Here is a 9,693-nt window from a genome sequence, read left to right on the forward strand (position 1 = left end):
AATTTGCATATGAAATCCAGGTGACTTTAATGTACACCTGGATTTTTTACGTTATTATAAGGATACCTATAAAGGCAGAAATGGTACATATAACCGTCGATGAGGCAATGTATAGAAAAGCTTTCTTTGATTGATTAGAAAGAAATAATTGAATGGCTTCATAACCAAAAGTTGAAAAAGTCGTGAATGCTCCACAAAAGCCTATTCCTAGTAGTAACCAACACCATTCAGGAAGGATTTGAATTAGCTTCATCCCTGTTAAGATTCCTAATAAAAAGGATCCTGCAATGTTGATGAATAAGGTTGGATATGGGAATTTTGTTCCGGTTATCTTACCAATCCATATTCCCGCAAGATATCTGCATGCGGCTCCGACTGCCCCTCCGATTCCAACTAATATCATCAAGACTCCTCACCTGCTTTTCGCAAAATAGCCAATCGATAGCCAATAAAAGAAAGCATGACTCCCGCAAAGAGACTAATAACGACATATAATAAGGCATGTCTGACATTTCCATCTTCTAATAAATGAACCACTTCAACTGAGAAAGTAGAAAATGTCGTGAACGATCCAATAAAACCTGTACCAAACATCAAGGATATTTTCGGATTTACATTTTTTTGATTAGCCAGAAAGGTTAATAACCATCCTAAACATAAACAACCAATTAAATTCACAGTTAAAGTTCCAATCGGAAAACCATTGGGGGCAGGTACCCACTCGCCAAGTAAATAACGGCTAATAGCCCCAAGAAATCCACCGATCATCACAAAAAATACATTCATCTAATCACTGCCCTTATTATGGTTAGAATATTATACCATTTTTCAATGTGGGTCCTGAAATTTTTGAAACTATTTTTTTCCTACATACGTAATACACATATGGATAATAAAGAAAGAGGTATGCAAATGGAATCCAAACAAGTACTTGAAACTGAATTAGCAAAAATAGAAGCCTGGGAAAAAGGCCAAAGTGGATTATGGTTTTGGGAACGGATTGGGCGTATCCCATTTAAAATTCTTGATAAACTGACACCAAAGTTTATCCATGAAAAAATTGGTCTACTCCTCGATGAAATTGGCAGCTATATACAAACCGGTGGGAAATATCTGATTCAGGAAAAATCGATTTTAAATCTTGTCGAAAGCAAATCCAATACTTCAATCGAAAGCATCTCAGATATTGGGCAAATTCCACTTCAAGCTATGATTGAAGCCAGTCATGATCATGCTGAAAAATGGACAAAAGTGGCTACACTTCAAGGAGCAACAACAGGAATCGGTGGAATTTTTACACTTGCAGTCGATATTCCTGCATTACTGGGAATGTCATTAAAAACTCTACAAGAAATAGCCATTATTCATGGATTTGACCCTAAAGAAAAAAATGAACGAATCTTTATCATTAAATGCTTACAGTTTTCATCTGCAGATGTCGTTGGAAAGCAAGCGATTCTAAAGGAACTTTCAGCCTTTTATCACGGCAGAAATTCTTCTAACGAAATGATGTCGCAACTTCAAGGATGGCGTGAGGTTGTGTATACATATCGTGATCAATTTGGTTGGAAGAAGCTTCTTCAAATGATTCCAATCGCAGGTATTATTTTTGGAGCCATCTCAAACCGCTCCATGATTCAGGATCTTACCGAAGCTGGAAATATGCTATACCGCAAAAGAAGAATTTTAGAAAGACTGCAGGATGAATCTACAGCCTCCTTGTCGCCTCACTCGTAGGGGCTTTTTTAAAATTAAAAATACAAGCTAACCCTGTTTTTCACTTTTTTTCATAAACTGAATAGGATAAAAAGAGACTACCAAAAGGAGCTATTAACTTATGAAATGGAAAAATTACGGATTATGGGTCTCTCTTGCATCTATTCTATATATGGTGTTTAAAGACTTAGGCATGCAAATCGATTTAACGACATGGGAAACATATGTGACGGCTATCATCGGTTTTCTTGCCGCACTAGGGATTATTTCTAACCCTGAAAAAGGAAAAGGATTTTTCGATAAGATTCCTGATACACCAGCTGAAGCTATTTCACAACTTACTGAGCAACTACAAAATCAGCCACCCACTAGTGGTTTGTCACCACATAATCTAAACCCAGGTAATAATCAACAATCACAAGGATATCCGCAACCACAACAAACGAATGTCAATCAACAACATCAAAATGCAATACAAAACTCCTCGAACCCATCAAACTTTCAACAAAATGAATATCAAGGCTACCCAACTCGACCTAATGAGGTTCAGCAAACCGATGCTAATCCAAACGGAGCCACTCATTCAAATGATGTCGAACAAACACAGGTTCAGCCAGAAGTGAATACACATACCGATCAATATGCAGAACCTTCATTTCAAGAGCAAACACCAGACAACACATCCTTTGACAGAACAAAAATTCATGGGATGCCAGCACCGCCAAATGAGCATATGTAACGGGCTAAAAAGAAAGCACCTTCATCTTTAGGTGCTTTTTCAATCATTTGATGAATAATTAACTGGCAAATATAAGAAAATATATATATAGAAACGACAAGTGTGGTGGATTAAACGAATGTGAAGGCCGTTGAACGTATTTTTTGGAGTATTGCATTACCGGGGTTCGGACAATTATTAAATAAACAATATGTGAAAGGTCTTACCTTTATTTTCTTAGAGTTCTTGGTCAATACCTATGCAAATTTTAATGAGGCGATCATGCTTAGCTTCCTAGGTGAAACAGAGCAAGCACTCTCATCTATTGATTATGGATGGCTCATGTTTTACCCATGTCTTTACTTTTTCGCCATGTGGGATGCGTTTAAAGAAGCTGGAGGTGGAAAATCACCCTATTCCTTTTTACCATTTGCCTTCTGTGCTTATTGTGTGACGGTCGGCTTAATGGTTGCACCGAAAGCTATTTTTTTTGGAATCACATTTGGACCAGTCTTTTTCCCAATGATTTGTGTTATTCCAGGGATTGTACTTGGACTACTCATAAGAAAGATTATCCTAACCTTTGGTAAGGAAGACGCTATAGCGTAAAATACATAAACAAAAACACGCTGCGTATGTACAGCGTGTTTTCCAATCTTATTGATTCACTACCTTATCAAGAGCCTTTTGCTTCGTGTAAACCGCTAGTTTCTCAATTAATTTATTACTTTCAGTATTTAAGCCCTTAATGTTTACTCTTACTCCATTTTGATTGTATTTAATAACGACCTTATCAATCGCACCCACTGCTGAATCATCCCAAAGATGGGCATTTGACAGATCTAAATCAATTTCTTTCACATCTTCTTTGAAATCAAAGCTATTTACAAAATCAGTGACAGATGCAAAGAACAGCTGTCCTGAAACATGGTACACCTTTTTATGGGAATCCTTTGCTGAAAGACTTGTGACTTTCACTTTTGAAATCTTAGATGCAAAGAAAATAGCACTTAAAATGACTCCGGCTAAAACACCTTTTGAAAGGTCATTGGTTTGTATAACTGTAATGACTGTAACGATCATAACAATTGTATCCGTGATTGGAACTTTATGAAGTGTACGTAATGAAGACCAGTCAAATGTTCCGATACAAACCATTATCATAACCCCAACAAGGGCTGCCATTGGAATCATAACCAAGAAATCCTGTAATAAAAGAATTAACACCATTAAAAAGACACCGGCAACTAATGTAGAGAGCCTTTTACGGCCACCTGATTTTACGTTGATTACAGATTGTCCAATCATTGCACAACCGGCCATAGCTCCAAAGAAACCAGAGACAATATTCGCAATACCTTGCCCACGTGCTTCTTTATTTTTATCACTTTCCGTATCTGTCATATCGTCGACAATCGAAGCCGTTAATAAAGATTCAACTAATCCAACAATAGCGATAGATAAAGAATAAGGAAAAATAATTTTTAGTGTTTCAAAATTTAACGGAATATCAGGTAATAAAAAGATTGGTAATGTTGATGGGAGTTCACCCATATCCCCAATCGTACGTACTCCGCTATTTGTCATGACTGCAACAATCGTCATGGCTACAATCGCAACTAATGGTGATGGTACAGCTTTTGTAAAACGTGGGAAGATATAAATAATCGCTAAAGCTCCTGCTACCATTGCGTACATTTGCCATGATTCACCGGCAAAATGTGGCAACTGTGCTGCGAAAATTAGGATCGCAAGTGAATTCACGAAGCCAGTCATGACCGAACGTGGAACAAATTTCATGAGTCTCCCTAGCTTTAAAACACCCATGATAATTTGGATAATCCCTGTTAAAATCGTTGCGGCAAGTAAATATTGGAGACCGTGATCAGCAACCAATGTCACCATTAAAAGTGCAGTCGCACCTGTTGCTGCAGAAATCATGCCCGGTCTTCCCCCGACAAATGCGATTGTTACCGCTATACAGAATGAAGCGTATAATCCAATCTTCGGATCAACCCCTGCAATAAGTGAAAAAGCAATCGCCTCTGGTATTAGTGCGAGTGCAACAACAATCCCTGCCAGGATATCTCCTCGGACATTGCCAAACCATTCATTTTTATATGTTGATAAATTCAAATCAGCACCTCTTTCTGTTTATAACTTTTTTATCTAGCTCCGGCTCGCAGCGACTAGCGAGACTTCCCTCACCCTCCGTACGATAACATCGGCTCGATTACTCTCCGTGTTTCCTTTATCTCCTGCGGGTTCAGTCCAGTCCGTACGTCGCTATACGCTCGTCTCCACTTTTCTAATGACTTTCAACTCTCATGAAAGTCGGGTCCGTTGTGAACATATCAAAGTATATAGGATTGTTGCTGTTCTGTGAAATCATGATGTAAACGCGCACAGGTCATATTATCTTCTTTATCCTTCATCTTTCTCTTATTTTCACCATGACACTATAAGAAACTTAAATCTTTCATGGTAGTTTTTAGATGCAGTATTCCAAAATAAAAGGCAATTAGAACTTTTCCATTGAAAAGCCTAACTGCCTTACTCTTTTTTTATTCTACCATTATTTTGCAAGCTCCAAAATCTGGTTGTAAGCTTTTTCCGTTAGTTGAGGGTCTGGATCTTCACGTTGCTTTTTTGGAACATCAAAATTGCTTAGAACAAAGTGATGCTTTGGTTCAAGATTATGTCTTGCTAAAATATGCTTACTGCATGCTAATGGACAACCATCAATCGCAATAATATCCCTTCCTGATTTTGCTGTTTTAACAAGTGGTTTGACATCCCCCCCGACACCAGCAATACAGGACATTTCAGCTACATCTTCTCTATCCATTTTAATCGCAATCGCATTGGCAGTTTGCGCAGCAGATGAACATCCTGAGCACGAGTACACTAAAGGTAAACTTTTTCTATCCACTTTCATTTCCCTCCCGATTTTCATTGAAATCTATTTTAGTCTATTTTCTATTTTAATTCTGTGAGAAACCTCACCCTTTTCAGAATTGTTTTAAAAAGTAAAAAAGCCACCCTAAGGCAGCTTCATCATTATTAGATATACTTCCTATGCACCGTCTTCCCATCAAACGTAAACACAACCATTTTATTCTCCAGTACAGTTTCCATGTGGACAGGTCTGCCCCATAGTTGATAGATATAAGGCAGTACTTTTTCAAGGTATTTTAAGTCTAGCTCTATGTCTTCGTACCAGTGCTTTAGGTAGAGCTCTCCACTTTTTAGATAATCACCATCATTGACCGTGATATATGGGAAGCCTCCATTAACTCGCATGTTTACGAGCTGGTCGCGTACCTGCTCCCACTGCTTATCAATGATTTTATAATCACGACCTTGCTTTTGGAACAAATACATATCCTCTCGTAAAACTAAATCCTTCGTTAAATAATTTCGAATGAATGAAATATCGGATTCCACTTCACGGACCTCAAAGATTTTTTCCCGACCAGAACCAGGCTTTACGCCTCTCTCTAGCATTTCTTTTGATGGATGATCATAGCGTTCTTCAATGTCTTCAATGATTTTTAATCCTAAATAATAGGGATTAATACTTGTTTTTGATGGCTGAACAACACCTGCGTTAAGCTTTGCAAACTCAATCGCTTCATCAGACGTCAAATCCATTTCTCGAATAATACGCTGGTGCCAATACGAAGCCCAGCCTTCGTTCATAATTTTCGTTTCAAGCTGTGGCCAAAAATAAAGCATTTCCTCGCGCATCATCGTTAATATATCGCGTTGCCAATCCTCAAGCTCTCGACTATATTGTTCTATAAACAATAAAATATCTTTTTCAGGCTGAGGAGGGAATTTCTTTTTCTTACGGTTAGTCGGTGTTGAATTTATTGCCTTTTTATCTAAATTCCATAAATCATCATAAGGTGACGGCTTTCGTTTTACTTCTTCCTCTTCCTCATCCTCAAGACTCCATGCAAGCTTTGGCCGCATAAGTGAAGGATCAATATGCTCTTGGATTGCCAATACAGCATCTAAAAATGTCTCCACCTCAAGTTTTCCGTACAAATGTTCATAATGTTTAACCCGGTCAGCTGTTGCAGCCATGCTTTCGACCATATCTCGTTTTGTATTGCTAAAACGAAAATTATTCTTGAAAAAATCACAGTGAGCAAGTACGTGGGCGACGATTAATTTGTTTTGAATGAGGGAATTAGAATCAAGTAAAAATGCATAACAAGGGTCAGAATTGATGACGAGTTCATAAATCTTACTTAATCCCAAATCATACTGCAGCTTCATTCGGTAAAATTGCTTTCCAAAACTCCAATGAGAAAAACGTGTTGGCATGCCATATGCACCAAATGTATAAATGATATCTGCAGGACATATTTCGTATCTCATTGGATAAAAATCAAGCCCAAACCCTTCTGCAATTTCTGTAATTTCATCAATTGCATACTGGAGTGCCTGACGATCAGAATCTCTCACAGTTGATCTCCCCCTTTTCGTCCTTATCACAATTTATGAGGAATTGATCAAAATGATGAATGGGGGATTTCAATGTTACACTTTTTTAACCAAAAATAGCCACGAATTGTGGCCATTTTCATGTCTTATTTTACTTCTTCAATACTTAACGATAAAAGGGACTCTGTTTGCGGATTAAACAGGATCATCACCCTAGCTTTAAGCGTACGACCCTTTGTTTGAACTGTTAATTCAAACGTATCCTTCGATTGCTTATCAGTGATTTCCTCTCGCCCCTTATATTGATAATCACTAATTTTACTGTCCGGGTAATTCAACTTCGCAATATCAACTGCAATCTTACCCCATTTTTCATAATCTGTTGGAAGTTGTTGGTCCTGTTGTGGTGGTTTTTGAGGCGGCTTTTGTTGTGCACTCCCGATGCCACCTCCTGCGAATAGAAACATACTACACAAAATTGGAATCAATAATTTTTTAGCCAATGTCACTACCTCCTATGTAAAAAATCACTTGTATTTTGCCCTATTTGAGGAGAAATTAGTCATTTTATTTTTCCCAAAGAACCAAGGCTTGCGTTTATGTATCTAAATTGTTTTGGTTTCTTGTCCAAGATTTACACCGAGAAAAATATTGTTTTCTTCACAAACTATAATCAACTCCTTAGAAGGAGGGAAAATTAGTGAATACTGTTGACTACGACAAAGCACTTTACTACACACATCGTTCTCAGTGGGATAACCTACTTATTTTAATGGTTCGCACAAAGGATGATTTCCTTTCAAAAAAAATCGAACACTTTTTACATGCATATAATTTTGAAAAAGACTACTCTGTGATTGAACGACAGTTATATTCTCTACTCCGGTATATCGACCATGCATCCACAGAAAGCATGGAAGAATTAGCTGCTCATATGTAAGTGGGGAATATCATTTCCCCACTTATTTTTACATAAAAAAACAAGACCCGAGGGCCTTGTTTTTATTTTAAAGTACTATGAACTTGTTCCATGACATCTAAAGAAATGCTTGTTAAAACATTTTGGCTGTCCTCAAGCGAATTTCCTTTAACACCAAAATAGAATTTCACTTTTGGCTCAGTTCCAGATGGACGTAAACAGAACCATGAGCCATCTTCAAGGAAGTATTTTAACACATTTGATTTAGGAAGCTTAATTTCTTCCTTTTGATCTTCCTCAACGTTTGTCCGAACACTTTCCTTATAGTCCTCTATCAGAGTTACCTTACGACCAGCCACAACAGTTGGTGGCTGACTACGGAAGCTTGCAAGGAGACTGTTAATTTGCTCAGCACCTTCTTTTCCTTTTAGCGTTAAGGATTCTAGGCCTTCGCGATAATAACCATATTTCTCAAAAAGTTCTACTAAGCCTTCAAACATGGTCATGCCTTTATTTTTATAATAAGCACAGACTTCAACCGCTAATAGCGCAGCTTGGACTGCATCCTTATCACGAGCAAAGTCCCCGATTAAATAGCCATAGCTTTCCTCATATCCGAATTGGAATTTATACTCTCCAGTCTTTTCAAATTCTTTAATTTTTTCACCGATGAATTTAAAACCTGTAAGTGTATCAATTGTTTCAAGACCAAATGATTTGGCAATTTCTCGTCCTATTTCAGACGTAACAATGGTCTTAAGAACAACTCCATTGGTAGGAAGGATTCCTTGCTGTTTCTTTTCAGATAAGATGTAGTGAAGTAAAATAGCCCCTGTTTGGTTCCCTGTTAATACAACATATTCACCTTTGTCATCTTTAACAGCAACCCCTAAACGGTCCGCATCTGGGTCAGTTCCGATTAGAATGTCAGCATCAATCTTTTTCCCCTCTTTAATCGCAAGTTCAAAAGCTGCATGCTCTTCAGGGTTTGGTGATTTAACAGTTGAAAAATTTGGATCCGGAAGTTCTTGTTCTTTAACTACCGAAACGTTCTCGTAACCAAATGCCTTTAAACCGTTACGAACTGGCTTGTTTGCCGTTCCATGAAGAGGTGTAAACACGACTTTTACGCCTACCTGTGAAAGCTCAGGATTAATCGAGATTGTTTTTAACTTCTCTGTGTATGCATTATCAATTTCTGTACCAATAATTTGAATGAGTCCAGAAGCCTTTAATTCTTCCTCACTGCCTACTTTTAACTCAAGCTCATTTTCAATTGCATTTACTTTTTCAATTACCGTATCAGCAGCCTCTGGCGGTAGCTGTCCACCATCAGAGCCGTAGACCTTATAGCCATTATACTCTGGTGGGTTATGACTCGCTGTCACGACGATTCCTGAAAATGCATTTAAATGACGAACCGCATATGAAAGCTCAGGAGTTGGTCGAAGTTCATCAAAAACATAGGTTTGAATTCCATGAGTAGCAAGGGTTTTTGCTGCATCCATTGCGAATTCAGGTGATTTATGACGGGAATCAAATGCAATGACAACGCCGCGACGTTTCGCTTCTTCTCCAAATGATTCGATGAAAGCAGCTAGCCCTGCAGATGCTTTTCTTACTGTATATAAATTCATCCGGTTTGTCCCTGGTCCGATTTCCCCACGCATTCCACCAGTTCCAAACTCGAGATTTTTATAGAAGCAATCTTCAAGTTCTTTTTGATTGTCTTTCTTTTCAAGCAATGCATTTTTGATTTCTTGATCTAACCCAGGCGTATTAAGCCATTGGTTATACGTTTCCATCCAGCTCATATTCAATGAACCTCCTGTTTTCAGTTGTAATAATCAAATGCGCCATGGCGTATTTGCGCCCGATTTTTTTA

At 38.0% G+C, this 9,693-nt stretch carries 11 protein-coding genes; 4 read left to right on the plus strand and 7 right to left on the minus strand.

The features are described from left to right. Positions 1-46 precede the first annotated feature (46 nt). Both crcB (V7112_RS02880) and crcB (V7112_RS02885) read right to left on the minus strand, forming a co-directional pair. Entirely contained in the window at positions 47-403 is a 357-nt protein-coding gene (gene crcB, locus V7112_RS02880) for a fluoride efflux transporter CrcB (RefSeq protein ID WP_335415150.1), read from the minus strand. After that, positions 403-786, minus strand: a complete 384-nt coding sequence (crcB, locus tag V7112_RS02885; RefSeq protein WP_335415153.1) for a fluoride efflux transporter CrcB — start codon at positions 784-786, stop codon at positions 403-405. Before crcB (V7112_RS02885) ends, crcB (V7112_RS02880) begins: the two co-directional genes overlap by 1 nt. A 126-nt stretch (positions 787-912) precedes the next feature. On the opposite strand from crcB (V7112_RS02885), the gene V7112_RS02890 reads away from it, so the two are divergent. The 3 genes from V7112_RS02890 to V7112_RS02900 all read left to right on the plus strand — a co-directional run bounded on the left by V7112_RS02890 (position 913) and on the right by V7112_RS02900 (position 3,043). Continuing rightward, positions 913-1,737 carry an EcsC family protein gene (locus tag V7112_RS02890; RefSeq protein ID WP_335415156.1) on the plus strand — a complete coding sequence of 275 codons (825 nt, stop codon included), beginning with the start codon at positions 913-915 and terminating at the stop codon, positions 1,735-1,737. Positions 1,738-1,837: 100 nt separating this feature from the next. After that, the gene (locus V7112_RS02895) at positions 1,838-2,455 is read left to right on the plus strand and encodes a hypothetical protein (protein WP_335415159.1); all 618 of its coding nucleotides are present in this window, start codon (positions 1,838-1,840) and stop codon (positions 2,453-2,455) included. Between the two features lie 120 nt (positions 2,456-2,575). Then, on the plus strand, positions 2,576-3,043 hold the full coding sequence (locus tag V7112_RS02900; protein WP_335415161.1) for a hypothetical protein: 468 nt from the start codon (positions 2,576-2,578) through the stop codon (positions 3,041-3,043). Positions 3,044-3,091: 48 nt separating this feature from the next. On the opposite strand, the gene V7112_RS02905 is transcribed toward V7112_RS02900, so the two are convergent. From V7112_RS02905 to V7112_RS02920, 4 genes are all read right to left on the minus strand, one after another. Next, a complete protein-coding gene (locus V7112_RS02905) occupies positions 3,092-4,570 on the minus strand; it encodes a SulP family inorganic anion transporter (protein ID WP_335415164.1) in 1,479 nt (492 codons plus the stop codon). 439 nt (positions 4,571-5,009) lie between these two features. Next, the gene (locus V7112_RS02910) at positions 5,010-5,366 is read right to left on the minus strand and encodes a putative zinc-binding protein (protein ID WP_335415166.1); all 357 of its coding nucleotides are present in this window, start codon (positions 5,364-5,366) and stop codon (positions 5,010-5,012) included. A 131-nt stretch (positions 5,367-5,497) separates the two neighbouring features. Further along, the gene (locus tag V7112_RS02915; RefSeq protein WP_335415172.1) at positions 5,498-6,910 is read right to left on the minus strand and encodes a SpoVR family protein; all 1,413 of its coding nucleotides are present in this window, start codon (positions 6,908-6,910) and stop codon (positions 5,498-5,500) included. Between the two features lie 125 nt (positions 6,911-7,035). Next, a complete protein-coding gene (locus V7112_RS02920) occupies positions 7,036-7,392 on the minus strand; it encodes a DUF3889 domain-containing protein (RefSeq protein WP_335415175.1) in 357 nt (118 codons plus the stop codon). Positions 7,393-7,589: 197 nt separating this feature from the next. On the opposite strand from V7112_RS02920, the gene V7112_RS02925 reads away from it, so the two are divergent. After that, a complete protein-coding gene (locus tag V7112_RS02925; protein ID WP_099353313.1) occupies positions 7,590-7,829 on the plus strand; it encodes a YhdB family protein in 240 nt (79 codons plus the stop codon). Positions 7,830-7,891: 62 nt separating this feature from the next. On the opposite strand, the gene V7112_RS02930 is transcribed toward V7112_RS02925, so the two are convergent. Then, positions 7,892-9,622, minus strand: coding sequence for a phospho-sugar mutase (locus tag V7112_RS02930; RefSeq protein ID WP_335415178.1), 1,731 nt, complete (start codon positions 9,620-9,622; stop codon positions 7,892-7,894). Positions 9,623-9,693: the final 71 nt, after the last annotated feature.

The organism is Bacillus sp. JJ1566 (assembly GCF_036962685.1).
Taxonomy (GTDB): Bacteria; Bacillota; Bacilli; order Bacillales; family Bacillaceae_L; genus Ferdinandcohnia.